Source organism: Nitratireductor thuwali (genome assembly GCF_036621415.1).
In the GTDB taxonomy this organism is placed as follows: domain Bacteria; phylum Pseudomonadota; class Alphaproteobacteria; order Rhizobiales; family Rhizobiaceae; genus Chelativorans; species Chelativorans thuwali.
In genome coordinates, this window is sequence record NZ_CP030941.1 from 2489706 (window position 1) to 2509115 (window position 19410).

The window sequence follows — 19410 nt, forward strand, 5'->3', positions numbered from 1 at the left end:
CCAAACCCTTTCAGGGCGAGGCATGCAAGGCCAATGGACGTCGTTGCAAAAACCTTGAAGTGGCCAGCACTGCGGCAGTTTTTGCGCCTAGCCATTGGCCTTGCATGCCTCGCCAGCGCCACAACCATGAGTATCAACAGGCCCATGTCACACCTGCAGGATCGAGGAAACGAGAAGCTGCGTGTAGGGCGCCTGCGGGTCGTCCAGCACCCGGTCGGTGAGGCCGGTTTCCACCACGCGCCCCTCCTTCATCACGATCATGCGGTGCGACAGGAGCCGCGCCACGGCCAGATCGTGGGTCACCACGATGGCCGCCAGCCCCATGTCCTGCACAAGCCCGCGCAAAAGGTCGAGCAGGCGCGCCTGCACCGATACGTCGAGACCGCCGGTGGGCTCGTCCATGAACATCAGCCGGGGTCCCGTCACCAGGTTGCGCGCGATCTGCAGGCGCTGGCGCATGCCGCCGGAAAAGGCGCGCGGCTGGTCGTCCACCCGGTCCCCGGCGATCTCCACGCGCCCCAGCCAGTCGGTCGCCGTGGCCCGGATCTGCCCGTAATGCCGGTCGCCCAGCGCCATCAGGCGCTCGCCCACATTGGCGCCGGCCGAGACCGTCATGCGCAGGCCGTCTGCCGGGTTCTGGTGCACGAATCCCCAATCGGTCCGCATCAAGAACCGCCGCTCCGCCTCGCTCATCCGGTAAAGATCGCGAAAGGCGCCGTCCCGCATACGGTAGGAGACAACGCCCGATGTCGGCAGCAGCCGGGTCGACAGGCAATTGAGCAGCGTGGTCTTGCCCGAACCGGACTCGCCCACCACCGCCAGCACCTCTCCCGGCCACAGATCGAAGGAGATGTCCTCGCAGCCGATGCGGTTGCCGTAGAATTTCGAGACCGAGCGCACGGTGAAAAGGGGTTCGGCGGTCATTGGGCGGCTCCTCCGGATATGAAGCAGCGCGGGATACCCCCCTCTGTCCTGCCGGACATCTCCCCCTCGAGGGGGGAGGTTAGCCGGCATCGACGACGTCCGAAACCTCTTGGCACGATGAAAGAGACGAGGCGTTGATGAAGAGATAATCTCCCCCCTTGAGGGCGAGATGCCCGGCAGGGCAGAGGGGGGTGCGATACGCGAAGACATTTGTTCATTGAACCTCTCCTTCACCCGGCGATCCCGTTGGTCCGGCATGCCCCTCCGCCCGCCGCTTCTCGCAATAATCCGTGTCGGAACAGACGAACATGCGCCCGCCCGCATCGTCCAGCACCACCTCGTCGAGATAGACGCCCGCGCTGCCGCACAGCGCGCAGGGCTGGTCGAAGGTCTGCACCCGGAATGGATGATCCTCGAAGTCGAGGCTTTCCACCCGCGTATGGGGCGGTATGGCATAGATGCGCTTCTCGCGGCCCGCTCCGAAAAGCTGCAGCGCGGCAGACATGTGCATTTTCGGATTGTCGAACTTCGGCGTCGGCGAGGGGTCCATCACATAACGCCCCTCCACCTTCACCGGATAGGCGTAGGTGGTGGCGATGTGGCCGTGCTGGGCGATGTCCTCGTAGAGCTTCACATGCATGAGGCCGTATTCCTCCAGCGCGTGCATCTTGCGCGTTTCCGTCTCGCGCGGTTCCAGAAAGCGCAGGGGTTCGGGAATGGGCACCTGATAGATCAGCACCTGGCCCGCTTTCAGCGGCTCCTCGGGAATGCGGTGGCGCGTCTGGATGATGCTTGCCTTCCCGGTCTCCGTGGTCACCGCCACCTCCGCCACCTTCTGGAAGAAGGCGCGGATGGAGACGGCGTTGGTCGTGTCGTCCGAGCCCTGGTCGATCACCTTCAACACGTCGTCCGGCCCGATGATGGAAGCCGTCACCTGCACGCCGCCGGTGCCCCAGCCATAGGGCATCGGCATTTCCCGGCTGGCGAACGGCACCTGATAGCCCGGGATGGCGATTGCCTTGAGGATCGCCCGGCGGATCATCCGCTTGGTCTGCTCGTCCAGATAGGCGAAATTGTACTGGGCGATGTTGTCCGCATGCGCGTTCATTCCGCCGCCTCCCTGCCTTTGGCATAGCGCGAGAGCCGGTCGGCAAGCGTGCCCGTATGCAGCTCGAACATGTGGTTGTCGTCGTCGTAGAAATAGATGGAGCGGCCTTCCCCTTCGACGCGCGGGCGCGGCGGCTTCATGTCGAGCTCCAGCCGGCGGATGCGCTCCAGATAGAGGTCGAAATCCGAGTCGTCGATCTTGAAAGCGATATGGTTGTAGCTGCGTTCCGGCAACGCCTCCCCCTCCATGATGGCGATCCACAGGCCGCCAGCCACGAAGAATTTCTCGCGCGCCACGGAAAAGGTTTCGTCTCCGCTCGAATAGACCTCCTCGGCGCCGAATATTCCGGTGAGGATCTCCGTCATTCGCTCGAGATCCGAAACGACGAACGTCATATGAGACAGCCCCTCGATCATTCCGCGGCCTCCTTGCGCGCCGGGTCGTTGCCCGACCTGCGCTCCTCGAACTCGCGCCGCAACTGCCGCACCAGTCCGAGCTCGGCCTGGAAGTCGACATAATGCGGCAGCTTCAGATGCTCGACGAAGCCGGTCGCCTGCACATTGTCGGCGTGCGAGATAACGAATTCCTCATCCTGTGCGGGGGCGACGATGTCCTCGCCCAGCTCCTTCGCCCTCAGCGCCCGGTCGCACAGCGCCATGGCCATCGCCTTGCGCTCGGACTGGCCGAAGACCAGGCCATAGCCGCGGGTGAACTGCGGCGGCGCCTTGGCGGAGCCCTTGAACTGGTTGATCATCTGGCACTCGGTCACGCGGATGCGGCCGAGCGGCACGGCAAAATCCAGCTCGGGAACGTCGAGCTCGATCTCCACCTCGCCGATGCGTATCTCGCCGGCGAAGGGATGGCTGCGCGCGTAGCCGCGCTGGGTGGAATAGCCGAGCGCCAGAAGGAAGCCCTCGTCCCCCCGCGACAGCGCCTGCAGGCGCGCGTCGCGCCCCTGCGGAAACTCTGGCGGCGTGCGGGTGATGTCGGCCGGCTCCATGCTGTCGGGCAGCGCGCCGTCCGGCTCCACGAGCCCTTCGCCGGCGAGAATCTCCGTCACCCGCGGCATGCGGCTCTCTTCCGCCTCCCCCTCGCGGCGTTCCGGCGCCTCCGGCATGCCGTCGCCGGCCAGCCCGGGGTCGAGCAGCCGGTGCGTATAGTCGAAGGTGGGGCCCAGCAGTTGCCCGCCCGGCAGATCCTTGTAGGTGGCCGAGATGCGCCGCTCCACCAGCATCGCGCCGGTGTCCACCGGCTTCGAATACCCGAAGCGGGGCAGGGTGGTGCGGTAGGCGCGCAGGAGGAAGATCGCCTCGATCATGTCGCCGCGCGCCTGCTTGATGGCGAGTGCGGCAAGCCCGGCATCGTAGAGCGAGCCTTCCGCCATCACCCGGTCGACCGCCAGCGCAAGCTGGCCCGCGATCTGCTCCAGCGTCAGCGCCGGCACGTCGCGCGGCCCGCGCCTCCGGTCGGCCAGCAGCCGGTGTGCGTTTTCGATGGCGGCCTCGCCGCCCTTCACCGCGACATACATGGCTCAGCCCTCCTGTTGGTGGATGCGCACGGTGCGCGGCAGTCCGATCAGCCCTTCCCGGCAGACCAGCAGCACGTCGATGCCGCGCGGAAACCGCGCATTGTTCTGTTCCCATTGCCGTGCGAAGTGCCGGGGCAGCGGACGCGGCGCGATTGCCCTTTCCGTTTCGATTCCGGGCCCGGCAAGCCGCAGCGCCGGCCCGCCCTCAAGGCTCGCCACCTCGAGCACCAGCGTCGCCGACCGGTCGGGATAGTCCTGGCTGCCCTGTGCGAAGTTTTCGAGCCCGATCAGGTCTCCAGGATCGGCCACGAAGGCGAAATGCGCCTCCGCCGCATGCACAACGATGGGTGCGCCGGTGTGGAAGCCGAGCCAGGCGGCAACCGCGCTTTCCTCGCGCATGGCCGCATCGAGCCAGATCGGCGTATCGGGATCGCACAGCGCCAGCGCCACTGCGCCGGCTTCCGGCGAAAGCGGGGCGGGCGGGCTGGGCAGCGGGAAGCCGGCCATGCCCAGGCCGGGCCGCGCCATGCCGTCCATCAGCGCCCGGAACACGGACTGCGCCTCCAGCACCGGCCGCGCGAACCCGCCTTCCATCGCAAGTGCCTCGAAATCCATCAGTCCTCTCCTCGGGTCATTGTGAAGAAGTCGACCTGCGTGGCCGCCGTCTCCTCGCGCCGCCGGCCGTCGGCCTCGCGCTGCTCCGCGCGAAGCGGCGCGAGGATTGCGTCGGCGATCCGCGCCCGGTTTTCGGGCTTCTGCGCCAGCGCGTCGATCACCGCCGCGACGCGCGCCTTCTCCCGCGCGCGGCCGAGCGCATAGGAATGCCCGATCTCGCCGGTCGGCAGCTTCACGCTGGCCCGCGTCACCGTCGCCTCGCCGAAATTGAAGGCCGCGCCGCCGCCGCCGATCCGCCCGCGCAGCGCCACGAGCCCGGTTTCCGGGCCGCGCAGGGCTGTCGCCGCTTCCGGCAAACCGCTTGCCGCGAACAGCGCCATAACGCGGTCCTCCGGCGCCCTCGCAAGCACCGCCATCGCCTCACGCCTGGAAAACTGGGATTGTTCGGGTTCGGCCATCCGGTTCTCCTCGTCTTTCGTTGATTCATCTATTGTTATAGACAACTATACAAATTATAGTCCTTTCCTAGTTCCTGTCCATGACAGGACTGTGACAAGGCGGGCTTCTCCTGGAGCACGATCCCGAAAAGCGGGATGCCGATTCTCGGAACCAACCGGGTTCCAGCAAGGAAATGGAGGCGGGGTAGAGGCGATGCAGACGTCACCGGATGAAGCTATCGAACGGCGCAGCGGCGTGGCGCTGTGGCGGCAGATCGCCGACCGTATCCGCCTGGGCATAGCCGAGGGCCTGGCCGACGATGCGGGGCGCCTGCCCACGGAGATGGCGCTGGCCGGACGCTTCGGCGTCAACCGGCACACCGTGCGCACCGCCATCCAGGCGCTGGTTCAGGAGGGCGTCCTGCGCAGCGAGCAGGGCCGCGGCACCTTTGTGGAAGGTCCGCGCCGCCTGTCCTATCCCATCCGCGCGCGCACCCGCTTTTCAGCCGGCCTTGCCGGCCAGGCGCGCGAAAGGCGCGGCCACTTGCTGTCCCACGCCTACGAGCCTGCCCCGCCGCAGGCGGCCGAAGCGCTTGGCCTTGCGCCGGAGACCGCGATCCTGCGGCTTGAAACCGTCTCGCAGGCCGATGGCCGCCCCGTCTCGCGCGCCACGAGCTATTTCCCCGCCGCCCGCTTCGCTGGGCTGGAAAAGCACTTCGCCGATACCGGCAGCATCACCGCCGCCCTCGCGGCGCTGGGCGTGCCCGATTATGTCCGCGCCACCACCCGCATCTCCGCGCGCCATGCCGACAGCGCCGACCTTGCCCACCTGAAACTCTCCCCCGGCGCCATAGTGCTCATCACCTTCGCCGTGAACGCCGACAGCGCGGGGATCCCGATACAATATTCGCTGACGCGCTTTGCCGCGGACCGGGTGGAACTGCAGGTGGATGGGGAGGGTTGAATGCAGCCCGCGCACATCCCGAAATCCTCCCTCCCGAAATCCTCCCTCACGGTGAAGTGACGCCCTCGCGAGCGCGCTTGCATTGATTTGCCTGCCGCTGGCATGCTCAATCGCAATTCACGAACAATCGGGAAGCTGCCATGTTGAAATCCACTCTCGCCGCCGCCGCCTTGCTACTTTCCGCGTTGGCGGTCCGCGCGGAGCCGGTGGACCCGGCCGACTGGGACGGCGTCCTAGCGCAAGCCGAGGGCCAGACCGTCTATCTCAACGCCTGGGGCGGGTCGGAAAACATCAACGCCTATCTCGAATGGGCGAATGGCGAGTTGAAGGAGCGCTTCGGCGTCACCCTCGTGCATGTGAAGCTCGACGACACCGCCAACGCGGTCGCCAAGGTCGTCGCCGAAAAGGCGGCGGGGCGCGATGCGGGCGGCAGCGTCGACCTCATCTGGATCAACGGCGAGAACTTTGCGGCGATGAAGCAGCGCGGGCTGCTTCTTTCCCCCGGCTGGGCCGAGAGCCTGCCCAACTGGCAATATGTCGATTACGAGAACAAGCCCACCATCCGCACCGATTTCACGATCCCCGTGGAGGGGCAGGCCGCGCCCTGGGGCATGGCCAAGCTCGTCTTCTTCTACGACACGGCGCGCACGGACAAGGCCGATCTGCCCGAGAACGCGACCGAGCTGCTCGCCTGGGCGGAAGCCAATCCCGGCCGCTTCTCCTATCCCCAGCCGCCGGATTTCATAGGATCCTCCTTCCTCAAGCAGGTCCTGGTCGAAAAGACCGAGGATCGGTCGCTGCTGCAGAAGCCGGCCGACGAGGAGACGTTCGCCGATGTCAGCGCGCCGCTGTTTGCCTATCTCGACCGCCTCCACGAGGTCGCCTGGCGGTCCGGCCGCACCTTCCCCGAGAACTACCCGGCCATGAAGCAGCTTCTGGCCGATGGCGAGCTGGAGATCATCTTCGCCTTCAATCCGGCGGAGGCTTCGAGCGCCATCGCCAACGGCGAGCTGCCCGATACGGTGCGCTCCTTCACCTTCCCCGAAGGGACGCTCGCCAACACCCATTTCCTTGCCATCCCGTACAATGCCTCGGCCACGGCGGGCGCGCTGGTGACGGCCAATTTCCTCATGTCGCCGGAGGCCCAGGCGCACAAGCAGGACCCGAAAGTGTGGGGCGATCCCACGGTGCTGGCCGTCGACAAGCTGCCCGAGGAAGCCCGCGCCCGCTTTGCCGCGCTCGATCTCGGCATCGCCACCCTGTCCCCCGCCGAGCTCGGCCCCGCTTTGGCCGAGCCTCACCCAAGCTGGATGGAGCGCATCGAGGAAGAATGGAAACGGCGCTACACGGCGGGAAACTGAAGCTGACGCCGCCTGGCCTCGGCTCGCCCCAGTCGCGCCGGCCATGCTGACCCGCCTCGGCCCGCCGCTTACCATCCTTCTGCTCACCGGGCCGCTTCTGTTCGGGCTGGCCGGCACGCTCTTGCCGGCCTTTGGCTTTCTGCCCGTGCTCGGCGGCATGGAGCTCACGCTGCGGCACTTCGAGGCGCTGTTCGATGCGCCCGCGATATGGGCCTCGGCGGGCATCAGCCTTGCCGCCGGCCTCGTCACAGCCGCCATATCGCTGCTTGTCGTCATGGTCTTCGTCGCGGCCTGGGCCGGTACCCCGCTTTTCGCCCGCATCCAGCACATGGTCTCGCCGCTCCTGTCGCTGCCGCACGCGGCGGCGGCATTCGCGCTGGCTTTTCTCATTGCGCCCTCGGGGCTTCTCGCCCGCCTCATCTCGCCGGCATTGACGGGCTGGCACCACCCCCCCGACCTCTTGATTGTGCACGATCCCATGGGGCTTGCCATGATGGCCGGCCTCGTCGCCAAGGAAATCCCTTTCCTGATGCTGATGACCCTGGCCGCCCTGCCCCAGGCGCGGGCGGCGGAAACGCGCCGCCTCACCACGGCGCTGGGCTATGGCCGCGTGGCCGGCTTCGTCTACGGCACCTGGCCCATCGTCTACCGCCAGATCCGCCTGCCGGTCTTCGCCGTCATCGCCTTCGCCACCTCGGTCGTCGACGTCGCCGTCATTCTCGGCCCCACCCGCCCGGCGCCGCTGGCCGTGCGGCTGGTCGAATGGATGTCCGATCCCGAGCTCTCCTTGCGCTATCTGGCCTCCGCCGGGGCGGTGCTGCAGCTGGCGGTGACGGGCTTCGCTCTGGCCTCCTGGCTGGCGCTGGAAAAGCTCGCCGCGGCGCTCACCAGGCGCGCCGCCGGCAGGGGCCGCAGGCTGCGCCGGGACGCGCTGGCGCGCTATGCCGCGTTCATGGGCATGCTGGCTTCGGCATTGGCCGTGTTCGCCGGGCTGGCCGCGCTGGCGGTCTGGTCCTTCGCCGGCCTCTGGCAGTTCCCCGACGTCGTGCCCCAGAGCCTCACGCTGAAATCATGGCTCCGCACGCTGCCGCGCACGGCCGAGCCGCTTCTGACCACCCTTCTCGTCGGCCTCGCTGCCACCTTCATCGCCGCCGTCCTCGCCATCCTTTGCCTGATGCGCGAGGACGAGACGGGCAGGCGGGCGGGGCAGGGCGCTCTGGCCCTCATCTATCTTCCGCTCGTCGTCCCGCAGGTCGCATTCATCTTCGGCCTCCAGTTCCTGCTGATCATGGGCGATCTGCTTGCCACGCTGCCGGCGCTGATCCTTGCCCATCTCGTCTTCGTCATGCCCTACGCCTATCTGTCCCTCAAGGACCCGTGGCGCGCCTTCGACAAGCGCTATGACTGGCTGGCGGCGGGCCTCGGCAAGTCGCGCTGGCAGCGCTTCTTCCACGTCCGCCTGCCGATGATGCTGCGCGCCGTCCTTACCCTTCTCGCCATCGGCTTTTCCGTTTCCGTCGGCCTTTATCTGCCGACCGTGCTCATCGGGGCAGGCCGTCTCACCACGATCACCACCGAGGCGGTGGCGCTCGCCTCCGGCGGCAATCCCCGCATCATCGGCGTCTACGCCTTTTTCCAGATGCTGCTGCCGGCCGCGGGCTTTGCGGTTGCAACGCTCGTGCCGGCCCTGATATTCCGTCGTTTCCACGGGATGCGGGTATAGCGGTGTTGGACAGTTTGCGCGAAAAGGGGCTGGTGCTGGATGGCGTATGCATCCGCCTCGGCGGGCGAGTGCTCGTATCGCTCACGCGGGCCGTTGCCCCCGGCGAGGTGCTCACGGTCATGGGTCCTTCCGGCGCGGGCAAGTCCACCCTGCTTGCCTATATAGGCGGCTTCCTTGACCGGGCTTTCACCGGCGAGGGAAGGGTGCTGATAGACGGCGAGGATATTGCCGGCCAGCCGGCCGAGACCCGCCGCGCCGGCATCCTGTTCCAGGATCCCCTGCTTTTCCCGCATATGAGCGTGGCCGGCAATCTCCTGTTCGCCATTCCAGAAGCCGTCACCGGCCGCGACGAGCGCCGCGCCCGCGCCGAGGAGGCGCTTGCCGGCGTCGGGCTCGCCGGCATGGGTGGCCGCGATCCCGCCACCCTTTCCGGCGGCCAGCGCGCCCGCGTCGCCCTCGCCCGCGTGCTCCTGTCGGGCCCGCGCATGCTGCTGCTCGACGAGCCCTTCTCCAAGCTGGATCAGGAACTGCGCCAGCAAACGCGCGAACTGGTCTTTGCCAAGGCTCGCGAAAGCCGCCTGCCGGTTCTCCTCGTGACCCACGATCCCGCCGACGCTAAAGCCGCCGGCGGCGACGTGATCACCATAGAAGCATGATCCAAAAAATGGACACCGGTTCTTCGAACAAGGCTCCATCGAGGAGATGGATCATCATCAACGTTGGAGGGTGCCCACCTCCGTCGTCCCGGAAGCCCGAAGGGCTATCCGGGACCCATTGGAAGAACGGCATGGAGCACGGCCCGGTCCTCGCCCCGGCGCATGTCAGCGCTGACGGTCCCTTCTGCGGAGTCCGGCCGCGCCAACCCAATGGGTCCCGGCTCTCCCTGCGGTCGGCCGGGATGACGGCAGCGGGCATCCAGTTGATGACGAGGTGGGGTGCCCATCGCCGCCCCCATGCGAAAGATAATCATCCTCCTCAACGCCGGAATCAGGGGCGGGTTCGCCAAACAGGGTCGATAACCAAGCGGGGCCCCCGCCGTCGTCCCGATCTGCAAGCATGAGCGCGCTCGACCTGCCCACCCTGCCGGTCAGCGCCGTGCTGCCGGCGCTGCGGCGTGCGCTGGACGAGAGCCGCCGCGCCGTGCTCGTCGCCCCGCCGGGCGCGGGCAAGACCACGCTTGCTCCGCTCGCCCTGCTCGATGCGCCGTGGGCGCAGGCCGGCCGCATCGTGCTTCTGGAGCCGCGCCGCCTTGCCGCCCGCGCCGCCGCCCGCCGCATGGCCGCCCTTCTGGGCGAGGAGGTGGGCGGCACCGTCGGCTACGCCATGCGCATGGAGCGCAAGCTTTCCGCCCGCACCCGCATCCTCGTCGTCACCGAGGGCGTTCTGGCCCGCATGATCGTCGAGGATCCCTCGCTGGAGGACGTCGCTGCCGTGCTGTTCGACGAGTTCCACGAGCGCTCGCTCGACGGCGATTTCGCCCTGGCGCTGGCCCTCGATGCGCAAGGCGCGCTGCGTCCGGATTTGCGCCTCCTGGTCATGTCCGCCACGCTGGACGGGGCCCGTGTCGCAAGGCTGCTGGATGGCGCGCCGGTCATCGAAAGCGAAGGCCGCAGCTTTCCCGTCGATATTCGCCATCGGGACCGCAAGCCCGACCAGCCGGTCGAGCAGGCCGTCGCCGAGGCCGTCCGCGATCTGGCGGGCGAGACCGGTGGCGGCATCCTCGCCTTCCTGCCCGGCCAGCGCGAGATCGCCCGCACGGCGGAGGCGCTGGCAGGCCGTCTGCCTGAATCCGTCGACATCATCCCCCTGCATGGCGGGCTCGATGGCGCGGCGCAGGATGCCGCCATCCGACCGGCGCCCCCGGGCCGCCGCAAGGTGGTGCTGGCAACCGCAATCGCCGAGACGTCGGTCACCATCGACGGCGTTGCGGCCATCGTCGATTGCGGGCTCTCGCGCCTTCCCAGATACGAGCCGGCCACCGGCCTGACCCGGCTCGAGACCGTGCGCGTCTCCCGTGCCTCGGCGGACCAGCGCGCCGGCCGCGCCGGCCGCACCGCGCCGGGCATCGCGCTGCGCCTGTGGCGCAAGGAGCAGACGGCGGCGCTGCCCGCCTTCACCCCGCCGGAGATCCTCGAAGCCGACCTTTCCGGCCTCCTGCTCGACTGCGCCGCGTTCGGCGTCTCCGACCCGCGCACGCTCGCTTTCCTCGATCCGCCGCCGGAGCCGGCGCTGGCCGAAGCCCGCGCCCTGCTGGGCGCCCTGGACGCGCTGGACGATCGCGGCCGCCTCACCGAGACGGGCGAGGCCATGCGCAGGCTCGCCTTGCCGGTGCGCCTGGCCCATATGGTCGCCATGGCGGCCCGGCAGGGCCATGCCCGCCCCGCCGCGCGCCTCGCCGTGCTGCTGTCGGAGCGCGGGCTGGCCGGCACCGGCGTCGATCTCGACGAGCGCCTTGCCCGCTTTTCCGCCGACAAGTCGCCGCGCGCCCGCGCCGCCCGCGATCTTGCCGAGCGTCTTGCCCGCAATGCCGGCGGCGGCAATACCGGCGCATCCGGGGAAGGTCCCGGCGCCGGCGCGCTGCTCGTCCATGCCTGGCCCGACCGTGTCGCCGGCGCGCGCGGCGAGGCCGGCCGCTACGTGCTTGCCAATGGCCGGGGCGGCCAGCTCGACCCCGCCGACCGGCTCGCGCGCGAGCCTTATCTGGTCGTCGCCGATCTGCAGGGCAAGGCGCAGAATGCCCGCATCGCGGCCGCCGCCGCCATCGCCGAGCCGGACCTTGTCGAAGCCCTCGGCGACCGCATCCGCACCGAGGTCGAAACCATCTTCGACGCCGGCAGCAAGAGCCTGCGCCAGCGCGAAACCCGCCGCCTCGGCGCCATCCGCCTTGCCGAACGCAACCTGCCGCCGCCCACGGGCGAAGCCGCCAACCGGGGCATCGCGGAAACCGTGCGCGCCAACGGCCTCGCCATCCTGCCCTGGGGCAGGGAGGCGCAGGGCCTGCGCGCGCGCCTTGCCTTTCTGCACGCGGCCGAAGGCGCGCCATGGCCGGATGTGGGCGAGGAGGCGCTGCTGTCGTCGCTGGAGGATTGGCTTGTGCCCTTCCTGACCGGCCAGCCGCGCCTTTCCGCCATCTCCCCCGCCATCCTCGTCGAGGCGCTGACGAGCCTCGTGCCCTACGATCTGCAGCGCCGCCTCGGCCAGCTTGCCCCCAGCCATTTCACCGCGCCCACCGGCAGCCGCGTGCCGATCCGTTACGAGAACGGCGAAGCCGTGCTCGCCATCCGCGTGCAGGAGCTTTTCGGCCTTCAAAAGCATCCGGTGATCGGCGGGCGCACGCCGCTGACGCTGGAGTTGCTTTCCCCCGCCCACCGCCCCATCCAGAAGACGAGGGACCTGCCGGGCTTCTGGTCCGGCTCCTGGGCCGATGTCCGCGCTGATATGCGCGGCCGCTATCCCAAGCACCATTGGCCCGAGGACCCGGCCGCCGCCGCACCCACGAGCCGCGCCAAGCCGCGTCAAAAATAGCACTTGGCGAAGAGGACATGCCGGCGCATAAGCCGGTGATGCACGCAATGCAGGAAGAACTCGGCACAAACCAGACCCGCCGCAGCCAGAGCCTGAGGCTCAACACGCTGATCAGGCTGCGCTGGCTCGCCATTGTCGGCCAGAGCGCGGCTGTGCTGGTGGTCGCCTACTGGCTGGAGTTCCCGCTGCCGGTCGGCCCCTGCTTCGTGCTCATCGCCGCTTCCGCCTGGCTCAATCTCTATCTGACGTTCCGCTATCCCGCCGCCCACCGGCTGGCGCCGATGGCGGCGCTGTGGATACTCACCTTCGACGCCTCGCAGCTTGCCGGCCTGCTGTTTCTCACCGGCGGGCTCACCAACCCCTTCTCGCTTCTGATGACGGTGCCGGTGGTCATCTCGGCCACCTCCCTGCCGCTCATGTGGACGGGGGTTCTGGGCCTTTACGTCGTCGTCATGGTCAGCCTGCTCGCCGTGTTCCATCTGCCACTGCCCTGGTATCCGGGCACCGAGCTCGCCATGCCCTTGGTCTATGTGGCGGGCATGTGGATGGCGATCGTCTCCTCCATCGCCTTCACCGCCCTTTACGCCTACCGCGTGGCCGAGGAAGCGCGGCTTCTGGCCAATGCGCTGGCCGCGACGGAGCTGGTGCTCCAGCGCGAGCAGCACATCTCCGCGCTCGATGGCCTGGCCGCCGCCGCCGCCCATGAGCTGGGAACGCCGCTCGCCACCATCTCCCTGGTGGCCCGCGAGATGGAAAAGGCGCTGGGCTCAGACCCGCGCTATGCCGAGGACGTCACGCTGCTGCGCTCCCAGAGCGAGCGCTGCCGCGAGATCCTCAAGCAGCTCACCAGCCTGTCCTCCGAGAGCGAGGCCCATCTGGCGCGCCTGCCGCTCACCTCGCTCATCGAGGAGGTGGCCGCCCCGCATCGCGATTTCGGCATCGAGATCAGGCTGGAGCCGGAGGAGACGCGCGGCCGCGAGCCGGTCGGCCGCCGCAATCCCGGCGTGCTCTACGGCATCGGCAATCTGGTCGAGAACGCCGTCGACTTCGCCCGCGAAACGGTCACCATCCGCTGGCGCTGGAACGCCGAGGAAGTCGGCATCACCATCATCGACGACGGTCCGGGCTTCCCCGCCGAGATCATGGACCGCATCGGCGAGCCCTATATGACCAGGCGCCCGGCGAGCGGGTCCAGCGGCGGGGGGCTGGGCCTCGGCCTGTTCATCGCCAAGACCCTGCTGGAGCGCTCGGGCGCCGTCATTCATTTTTCCAACGCCGGCGGCGAGGGCAAGGGCGCCACCGTCGACGTGCGCTGGCCGCTGGATGCCTTTCTGGCCAATAACAGCTTCCAGCCTTATGCCAATGGTGGCCGCGACGCTGGAAAATCCGGCGATAATGGCTAAATAGGCTGCAGAAAGCGAGACGATGATGAGCGAAGACATCCTTGAACAGGGCGAGCCGATCCCCGGCGACGAGCGCAGCCTTCTTATCGTGGACGACGACCGCCCGTTCCTGGCCCGCCTGGCGCGCGCGATGGAGGGCCGCGGCTTCGAGGTCGAGACCGCCGAATCGGTGCAGGAGGCCGTCGCCAAGGTGAAGGCGACCGCGCCGGCCTTCGCGGTGGTCGACATGCGGCTGGGCGATGGCAACGGCCTCGACGTCGTGCAGGCGATCCGCGACAGGCGCGACGACGCCCGCACCGTCATCCTCACCGGCTACGGCAATATCGCCACCGCCGTCACCGCCGTGAAGCTGGGCGCCGTCGACTATCTGTCGAAGCCCGCCGACGCCGACGACATCTATACCGCGCTCACCCGCCGGCCCAACGAAAGGGCCGAGCCGCCCGAAAATCCCATGTCCGCCGACCGGGTGCGCTGGGAGCATATCCAGCGCGTTTACGAGATGTGCGACCGCAACGTCTCCGAAACCGCCCGCCGCCTCAACATGCACCGCCGCACCCTGCAGCGCATCCTGGCCAAGCGCGCGCCGCGGTAGGGCGCCGGGTTTTCCTTGCCGGCCTCCGGCGATCCCGCGCTCGATCCCTCCCCCTTCGGCAAGCTCAGGATCGGGAGGGGTGGAGGTACTGCGCCGCCATATGCAATTGCCCCGCCCTTGGCTTGAGGTGAGGAGTGCCGGGCAAACCGAACGGTAACCCTCCACGCGCGCGCGCCCTCACGCGTTCCCGATCAGCATCCCCGCGGCGAACACCAGCGCCCCGCCCAGCACCACCTGAAAGGTCGCCCGGCTCCACGGCGTTTCCATGTAGCGGTTCTGGATAAAGGCGATCGCCCACAATTCGATGAAGACGACGATGATGGCGAGGGTGGTCGCGGTCGAGAAGTCCGGGATGAGATAGGGCAGGGCGTGGCCCAGCCCGCCAACCGTCGTCATGATGCCCGTCGTCAGCCCGCGCTTGATCGGCGAGCCGCGCCCCGAGATCACCCCGTCGTCCGAAGCCACCTCGGTAAAGCCCATGGAGATGCCCGCGCCGATGGAGGCGGCAAGCCCCACCAGGAAAGTCTGCCACGTATCCCCCGTGGCGAAGGCGGCGGCGAAGATCGGCGCAAGCGTGGAGACCGAGCCGTCCATCAGCCCGGCCAGCCCCGGCTGCACATAGGTGAGGATGAACTGCCGGCGCTCCGTCTTTTCTTCCTCGGCGCGCGCGCCCTCGGGCAGATGCTCCTCGCCCAGCCGCTGGGCCAGCGTCTCGTGCCCCTTTTCCGCCGCCGCCAGATCGCCCAAAAGCTTGCGCGTCGCCGCGTCCTGCGTCCGCTTGGCGGCCTCCACATAGAAGCGGTGCGCCTGCTCCTCCATCAATTCGGCCTGCGCCCGCACGGTTTCGAGGCCCAGGGGCCGCACCAGCCAGTCCGGCTTGCGCTCGTAATAGCCGCGCACATGCTCGCGCCGTATCAGGGGAATGCGCTCGCCGAAGCGCTTGCGATGCATCTCGATCAGCGCCCCGCGATGCCGGTCCTCCTCCTCCGCCATCGCCTCGAAAACCTTCGCCGAATGCGGATAATCCTCCCGCAGCCCGTCCGCATAAGCCCGATAGATCCGCGCGTCGTCCTCCTCCGAGGAGATCGCCAGCGCCAGCACCTCCTGCTCCGAAAGAGACGAAAAGGCCCGCCGGCTGAAACTGAAAAAACGTGTGAACATGAGGGTCGCAATCCAGATAGTTTAGAATAATTCTAAACTAGAGAGCGGCTGAGGGAAGGTCAAGGAGGGCGGGATAGTGGTGTATCGGCCGGTCGTTCTTCCATTCCCGCATCATTCGCCGAGCCTCGCCTCGCTTCGATAAGCCCGTTCCGTGCTCCAAGGTCTGCAGGAACTTCGGGGGCAGGTTTCGGTTGAGAGGAAAGTACCCCGTAAGGGCGTGAGCGCGGCGTCGCCCTATCAGAACGAGGTTCCTCCACGAACGCGGGAGAGCAGACATGAAAAAGCACCCGGCTATTGTTGGCGTTGTCGGCGGGATTGTTGGCACGATCCTGGTGGCCATCGTCGTGTGGCTGACCGTCGTCTACACGGGAGCCTACAATGTGGCTGCTTCGGATCCGCATTTCGATGCGGTCCGGTGGAGTTTCGACACGACCATGCACCGTTCCGTGGCCAACCGGGCCGGCGGGGCAGACCTTCCCGAAAACGCTTCCGAGGCCCTTCTGGCCGAGGGCGCAGGGCATTACGCGGAAAGCTGCGCCCATTGCCACGGCGGGCCCGGCCAGGAGCCGGCCGCATGGTCCCGGGGGATGCGGCCCGAGCCGCCGCACCTTGTTGAAGCCGCCATCGAATGGACGGGCGAGGAAATCCACTGGATCGTTTCCAACGGCATCAAGATGACGGGCATGCCTGCCTTCGGCGAGCATCACTCGGCAGAGGAAATCACGGCGATTGCCGCCTTCGTCAGCGCTCTCCCTGGCCTCTCCGCCGACGATTATTCAAGATTGACCGGTTCCGCTCATGGACATGCGGAAGAGACGCCGTCGCCCGCCGCAGGCGAGCCGTCAACTGGAGCGGCCGAACCCCATAGCGAATAGCGCGAACAGGAAGGCAAGATGTCCTATATCCGCTTCGGCCTCATGATCCTCACCTCCACGGTGGCGATGTTCATCCTGATGTATCTCAACACCTACGCCTGGGAGCATGTGTTCTTCAGCGAGACCCGCACCTACATGGCGATCCTGATGGGCGCGACGATGGCGGTGATCATGCTCGCCTACATGCTGGGCATGTACTCCAGCAAGCAGCTCAACATCGCGATCTTCGCGGGAGCGGCGATCGTCTTTGCGCTTTCCCTGTGGCTCGTCCGCAGCCAGGCGATGGTCTCCGGGCCGAGCTACATGCGCGCCATGATCCCCCACCACTCGATTGCGATCATGACCTCCGAGCGGGCGCAGATCCGGGACCCGCGCGTCCGCAAGCTCGCCGACGAGATCATCGAGGCGCAGCGGCGCGAGATCGCCGAAATGCGCTACCTCATCGCGCAAACCTCCTCTGGAAATGAGGCGGAGAACATCTACCACGACCCGCCCGCCGAACCGGGCACCGTGGAGGATGCCCTTTCGAACACCCTCATCAGCCGGCTCGACCTTGCCCCGATGCCCGAGGCGGAGGCCGACCGGGTGCTCGATGCGGATGCCCGCTGCACTTTCAGCCGCAGCCCCGAATCCGAGCCGGTGCTCTGGACCGCCCGGGACGGCGGCGGAGCGGCAGTGAAGCTGAACGGGGTCCTCGTCACGCTCCAGGCAGCCGGCGACCCGCAGGCCGGCATCGCAGAATATTCTTCGCCCGGAACCAGGATCATCGTGCGCCCGCTCGGCGAAGAGGCCGATTGGCGCGCGGATGCGGAACTGGTCTTCCAGCTCGACCAGGGCCTGACGGTGGGGTATCGTGGTTTCTACGCTTGCCGGAGCTGATGAGGAAGGAAGCGCGCGCGCCGGAAGTGCGTATGGTCGCGGCTTCACCGGCCCCTTGCCCAACGGGCGTCACGATCCAGGCGCGCGAGTCAAAGTGCAAGCCAACTGCAGTCAAATGCGCGTCGAGCACGGCGCGCAACCGGCCGAAGCACCTCATCAGTCGACAAGGTCGTATCGGCACGCTGATCCTTCGTAAGCAACATCTCCGCCACTGCGTCATGCGCCGCGCCTTTGGATCAAAGGAGTAAGTTCGACCGTCGAGCCGAAACACCCTCAATCCAGCGTCCGCCGGAACCGCAACAACGCGATTCCCGCATAGATGAAGATGAACAGCGCCAGCACCCCCGTCTCGAAGGCCACGGCGGGCAGTTCGGCGCCTTTCAGCATCACCGCGCGGATCACCCTCAGGAAGTGGGTGAGGGGGAATATCTCGCCCAGCCACTGCGCCCATAGCGGCATGCCGCGATAGGGGAACATGAAGCCCGAAAGAAGCAGCGAGGGCAGGAAGAAGAAGAAGGTGAGCTGCATCGCCTGCATCTGCGTTCTGGCCACGGTTGAGATCGTGTAGCCGAGCAGCACCAGCGCCAGCACGAAGATGAGCACGGCGGAAAGCAGCAGCGTGAAGCTGCCGATGAAGGGTACGCCGAAAAGCAGCTTCGCCGCCGAAAGCACCACCGCCACCTGCACCGCGCCCACCACCAGATAGGGCAGCACCTTGCCCAGCATGATTTCGAGCGGACTTGCCGGCATGGCGAGAAGGTTTTCCATGGTGCCGCGTTCGCGCTCGCGGGTCAGCGCGATGGCCGTCATCATCACCATCGTCATCTGCAGGATGACGCCGAGAAGCCCCGGCACGATATTGTATTGCGATATGCCCTCCGGGTTGTAGCGCCGGTGCACCACCACTTCGAGCGCGCCTTGCGGATCCCCCGCCGCCATGCCGCGCTCGCGGGTCAGCGCCTGCTGCGCCACCGTGCCCAGCGTCGAGATCGCGCCGCTGGCCACCGATGGATCGGTGGCGTCCGCCTCGATCAGGATCTGCGCCTTCCCGCCCCGGTCGACCTGCCGCGCGAAATCGGAAGGGATGGTGACGACGAACACCACCTCGCCGCGCGCCATAAGCCTCTCGGCCTCCGCCGCGCTTTCCACCACATGGTCGAAGCGGTAATAGCCCGTGGTCTCCAGCGCCGAGACCATCGCCCGGCTGTAATGGTCCTGGCTCACCGAGACCAGTGCCGAGGGCAGGGCCTTGGGGTCGTTGTTGATCGCATAGCCGAAAAGCACGAGCTGCATCAGCGGCACGCCCAGCATCATGCCGAAGGTGATGCGGTCGCGCCGCATCTGGATGAATTCCTTGATCAGCATGGCGCCCAGCCGGGCGAATGAGAATACGGCGTTCATTGCATATTGTCCGTGGCATCCGCCATGAACTGGATGAAGACGTCCTCGAGGCTCGTCTCGCCCGCCGCAACGCGCACGCCCTCCCGCTTCTCGATCTGCCTGAGCGAGGCCGACAGCGCGGCAGCATTCGCGCCCACCACATGCAGCGTCGCGCCGAAGGGTGCCACCTGCTCGACGCCGGGCAGCGCCGCGATCTCCCGCGCCAGCGCCTCCAGCCTCGGCCCGCTGACGATGAAGGTGGCCAAGCCCGCGTCCCTCACCACCTCGTCGACGGTCCCCGTGGCCAGCATCTTACCGTAGGAGATGTAGGAGATGCGGTGGCAGCGTTCGGCCTCGTCCATGTAGTGGGTCGACACCAGGACGGTCAGCCCGTCCGCCGCCAGCCGGTGTATCTCGTCCCAGAAATCGCGCCTTGCCTTGGGGTCGACGCCCGCCGTCGGCTCGTCGAGCAGCAGCAGCTTCGGCTCGTGCATGATGCAGGCCGCGAGCGCCAGCCGCTGCTTCCACCCGCCCGACAGCGTGCCGGCAAGCTGGTTGCGGCGCGAGGTCAGGCCGAGATCGTCCAGCGTGCGCCGCACATGGTCGCCGGCCGGCTTCAGCTCGTAAAGCCGCGCCACGAAGGACAGGTTCTCCGCGATCGTCAGGTCTTCGTAGAAGGAAAAGCGCTGCGTCATGTAGCCGACCTCGCGCTTGATCTTCAGCCCGTCGCGCGCAAGGTCGTATCCCAGCACCTGGCCGCCGCCGCCATCGGGGGTCAACAGCCCGCACATCAGCCGGATCGTCGTCGTCTTGCCCGATCCGTTGGGGCCCAGGAAGCCGACGATCTCGCCCCGTTCCACCTGCATGGACACATGGTCGACAACGGTCTTGTCGCCGAACCGCTTGACCAGATCGTGGACGTCGATCGCCGGCAT

At 67.5% G+C, this 19410-nt stretch carries 18 protein-coding genes; 9 read left to right on the forward strand and 9 right to left on the reverse strand.

Annotated elements, in window-relative coordinates; genetic code table 11:
• Positions 1–147: 147 nt before the first annotated feature.
• The 6 genes from phnK to phnG all read right to left on the reverse strand — a co-directional run bounded on the left by phnK (position 148) and on the right by phnG (position 4633).
• Positions 148–924 carry a phosphonate C-P lyase system protein PhnK gene (gene phnK / locus NTH_RS12170; RefSeq protein WP_338530257.1) on the reverse strand — a complete coding sequence of 259 codons (777 nt, stop codon included), beginning with the start codon at positions 922–924 and terminating at the stop codon, positions 148–150.
• 214 nt (positions 925–1138) lie between these two features.
• A complete protein-coding gene (locus NTH_RS12175; RefSeq protein WP_338530258.1) occupies positions 1139–2032 on the reverse strand; it encodes an alpha-D-ribose 1-methylphosphonate 5-phosphate C-P-lyase PhnJ in 894 nt (297 codons plus the stop codon).
• Positions 2029–2448 (reverse strand): FosX/FosE/FosI family fosfomycin resistance hydrolase, encoded by a 420-nt coding sequence (fosX, locus tag NTH_RS12180; RefSeq protein WP_338530259.1) that lies wholly within the window; start codon positions 2446–2448, stop codon positions 2029–2031. The genes NTH_RS12175 and fosX overlap by 4 nt, the downstream gene beginning before the upstream one ends.
• Entirely contained in the window at positions 2445–3560 is a 1116-nt protein-coding gene (locus tag NTH_RS12185) for a carbon-phosphorus lyase complex subunit PhnI (RefSeq protein ID WP_338530260.1), read from the reverse strand. Before NTH_RS12185 ends, fosX begins: the two co-directional genes overlap by 4 nt.
• A gap of 3 nt (positions 3561–3563) precedes the next feature.
• The gene (gene phnH / locus NTH_RS12190; RefSeq protein ID WP_338530261.1) at positions 3564–4175 is read right to left on the reverse strand and encodes a phosphonate C-P lyase system protein PhnH; all 612 of its coding nucleotides are present in this window, start codon (positions 4173–4175) and stop codon (positions 3564–3566) included.
• Positions 4175–4633 carry a phosphonate C-P lyase system protein PhnG gene (gene phnG / locus NTH_RS12195; protein WP_338530262.1) on the reverse strand — a complete coding sequence of 153 codons (459 nt, stop codon included), beginning with the start codon at positions 4631–4633 and terminating at the stop codon, positions 4175–4177. Before phnG ends, phnH begins: the two co-directional genes overlap by 1 nt.
• A 193-nt stretch (positions 4634–4826) precedes the next feature.
• On the opposite strand from phnG, the gene phnF reads away from it, so the two are divergent.
• The 7 genes from phnF (at position 4827) to NTH_RS12230 (ending at position 14180) form a co-directional block, all read left to right on the forward strand.
• Positions 4827–5576: a phosphonate metabolism transcriptional regulator PhnF gene (gene phnF / locus NTH_RS12200; protein WP_338530263.1), complete on the forward strand. Its 750-nt coding sequence runs from the start codon at positions 4827–4829 to the stop codon at positions 5574–5576.
• Positions 5577–5716: 140 nt separating this feature from the next.
• Positions 5717–6937, forward strand: a complete 1221-nt coding sequence (locus NTH_RS12205) for an ABC transporter substrate-binding protein (protein WP_338530264.1) — start codon at positions 5717–5719, stop codon at positions 6935–6937.
• A gap of 43 nt (positions 6938–6980) precedes the next feature.
• Positions 6981–8660: an ABC transporter permease gene (locus tag NTH_RS12210; RefSeq protein ID WP_338530265.1), complete on the forward strand. Its 1680-nt coding sequence runs from the start codon at positions 6981–6983 to the stop codon at positions 8658–8660.
• A 2-nt stretch (positions 8661–8662) separates the two neighbouring features.
• Entirely contained in the window at positions 8663–9316 is a 654-nt protein-coding gene (locus NTH_RS12215) for an ATP-binding cassette domain-containing protein (RefSeq protein ID WP_338530266.1), read from the forward strand.
• A 400-nt stretch (positions 9317–9716) separates the two neighbouring features.
• Positions 9717–12185: an ATP-dependent helicase HrpB gene (gene hrpB / locus NTH_RS12220; protein WP_338530267.1), complete on the forward strand. Its 2469-nt coding sequence runs from the start codon at positions 9717–9719 to the stop codon at positions 12183–12185.
• A 47-nt stretch (positions 12186–12232) separates the two neighbouring features.
• Positions 12233–13588, forward strand: coding sequence for an ActS/PrrB/RegB family redox-sensitive histidine kinase (locus NTH_RS12225; protein WP_338531894.1), 1356 nt, complete (start codon positions 12233–12235; stop codon positions 13586–13588).
• Between the two features lie 25 nt (positions 13589–13613).
• Entirely contained in the window at positions 13614–14180 is a 567-nt protein-coding gene (locus NTH_RS12230; protein WP_422392391.1) for an ActR/PrrA/RegA family redox response regulator transcription factor, read from the forward strand.
• A 177-nt stretch (positions 14181–14357) separates the two neighbouring features.
• Here NTH_RS12230 and mbfA read toward each other — a convergent pair whose 3' ends face one another.
• Positions 14358–15341, reverse strand: coding sequence for an iron exporter MbfA (mbfA, locus tag NTH_RS12235; protein WP_338530269.1), 984 nt, complete (start codon positions 15339–15341; stop codon positions 14358–14360).
• Positions 15342–15616: 275 nt separating this feature from the next.
• Between mbfA and NTH_RS12240 the strand changes: the two genes are divergently transcribed.
• Positions 15617–16216: a c-type cytochrome gene (locus NTH_RS12240; RefSeq protein WP_338530270.1), complete on the forward strand. Its 600-nt coding sequence runs from the start codon at positions 15617–15619 to the stop codon at positions 16214–16216.
• Positions 16217–16234: 18 nt separating this feature from the next.
• Positions 16235–17095 carry a DUF6692 family protein gene (locus NTH_RS12245; RefSeq protein WP_338530271.1) on the forward strand — a complete coding sequence of 287 codons (861 nt, stop codon included), beginning with the start codon at positions 16235–16237 and terminating at the stop codon, positions 17093–17095.
• Positions 17096–17368: 273 nt separating this feature from the next.
• Here the strand turns inward: NTH_RS12245 and NTH_RS12250 are convergent, their stop codons facing one another.
• Together NTH_RS12250 and NTH_RS12255 are read right to left on the reverse strand one after the other, a co-directional pair.
• Entirely contained in the window at positions 17369–18496 is a 1128-nt protein-coding gene (locus NTH_RS12250; protein ID WP_338530272.1) for an ABC transporter permease, read from the reverse strand.
• A complete protein-coding gene (locus tag NTH_RS12255; RefSeq protein ID WP_338530273.1) occupies positions 18493–19410 on the reverse strand; it encodes an ABC transporter ATP-binding protein in 918 nt (305 codons plus the stop codon). The genes NTH_RS12250 and NTH_RS12255 overlap by 4 nt, the downstream gene beginning before the upstream one ends.

Coding starts and splice junctions, on each gene's coding strand:
- phnK (WP_338530257.1), bottom strand. CDS start 924: ATGACCGCCGAACCCCTTTTCACCGTGCGCTCGGTCTCGAAATTCTAC.
- NTH_RS12175 (WP_338530258.1), bottom strand. CDS start 2,032: ATGAACGCGCATGCGGACAACATCGCCCAGTACAATTTCGCCTATCTG.
- fosX (WP_338530259.1), bottom strand. CDS start 2,448: ATGATCGAGGGGCTGTCTCATATGACGTTCGTCGTTTCGGATCTCGAG.
- NTH_RS12185 (WP_338530260.1), bottom strand. CDS start 3,560: ATGTATGTCGCGGTGAAGGGCGGCGAGGCCGCCATCGAAAACGCACAC.
- phnH (WP_338530261.1), bottom strand. CDS start 4,175: ATGGATTTCGAGGCACTTGCGATGGAAGGCGGGTTCGCGCGGCCGGTG.
- phnG (WP_338530262.1), bottom strand. CDS start 4,633: ATGGCCGAACCCGAACAATCCCAGTTTTCCAGGCGTGAGGCGATGGCG.
- phnF (WP_338530263.1), top strand. CDS start 4,827: ATGCAGACGTCACCGGATGAAGCTATCGAACGGCGCAGCGGCGTGGCG.
- NTH_RS12205 (WP_338530264.1), top strand. CDS start 5,717: ATGTTGAAATCCACTCTCGCCGCCGCCGCCTTGCTACTTTCCGCGTTG.
- NTH_RS12210 (WP_338530265.1), top strand. CDS start 6,981: ATGCTGACCCGCCTCGGCCCGCCGCTTACCATCCTTCTGCTCACCGGG.
- hrpB (WP_338530267.1), top strand. CDS start 9,717: ATGAGCGCGCTCGACCTGCCCACCCTGCCGGTCAGCGCCGTGCTGCCG.
- NTH_RS12225 (WP_338531894.1), top strand. CDS start 12,233: ATGCAGGAAGAACTCGGCACAAACCAGACCCGCCGCAGCCAGAGCCTG.
- NTH_RS12230 (WP_422392391.1), top strand. CDS start 13,614: ATGAGCGAAGACATCCTTGAACAGGGCGAGCCGATCCCCGGCGACGAG.
- mbfA (WP_338530269.1), bottom strand. CDS start 15,341: ATGTTCACACGTTTTTTCAGTTTCAGCCGGCGGGCCTTTTCGTCTCTT.
- NTH_RS12240 (WP_338530270.1), top strand. CDS start 15,617: ATGAAAAAGCACCCGGCTATTGTTGGCGTTGTCGGCGGGATTGTTGGC.
- NTH_RS12245 (WP_338530271.1), top strand. CDS start 16,235: ATGTCCTATATCCGCTTCGGCCTCATGATCCTCACCTCCACGGTGGCG.
- NTH_RS12250 (WP_338530272.1), bottom strand. CDS start 18,496: ATGAACGCCGTATTCTCATTCGCCCGGCTGGGCGCCATGCTGATCAAG.
- NTH_RS12255 (WP_338530273.1), bottom strand. CDS start 19,410: ATGCCGGCGATCGACGTCCACGATCTGGTCAAGCGGTTCGGCGACAAG.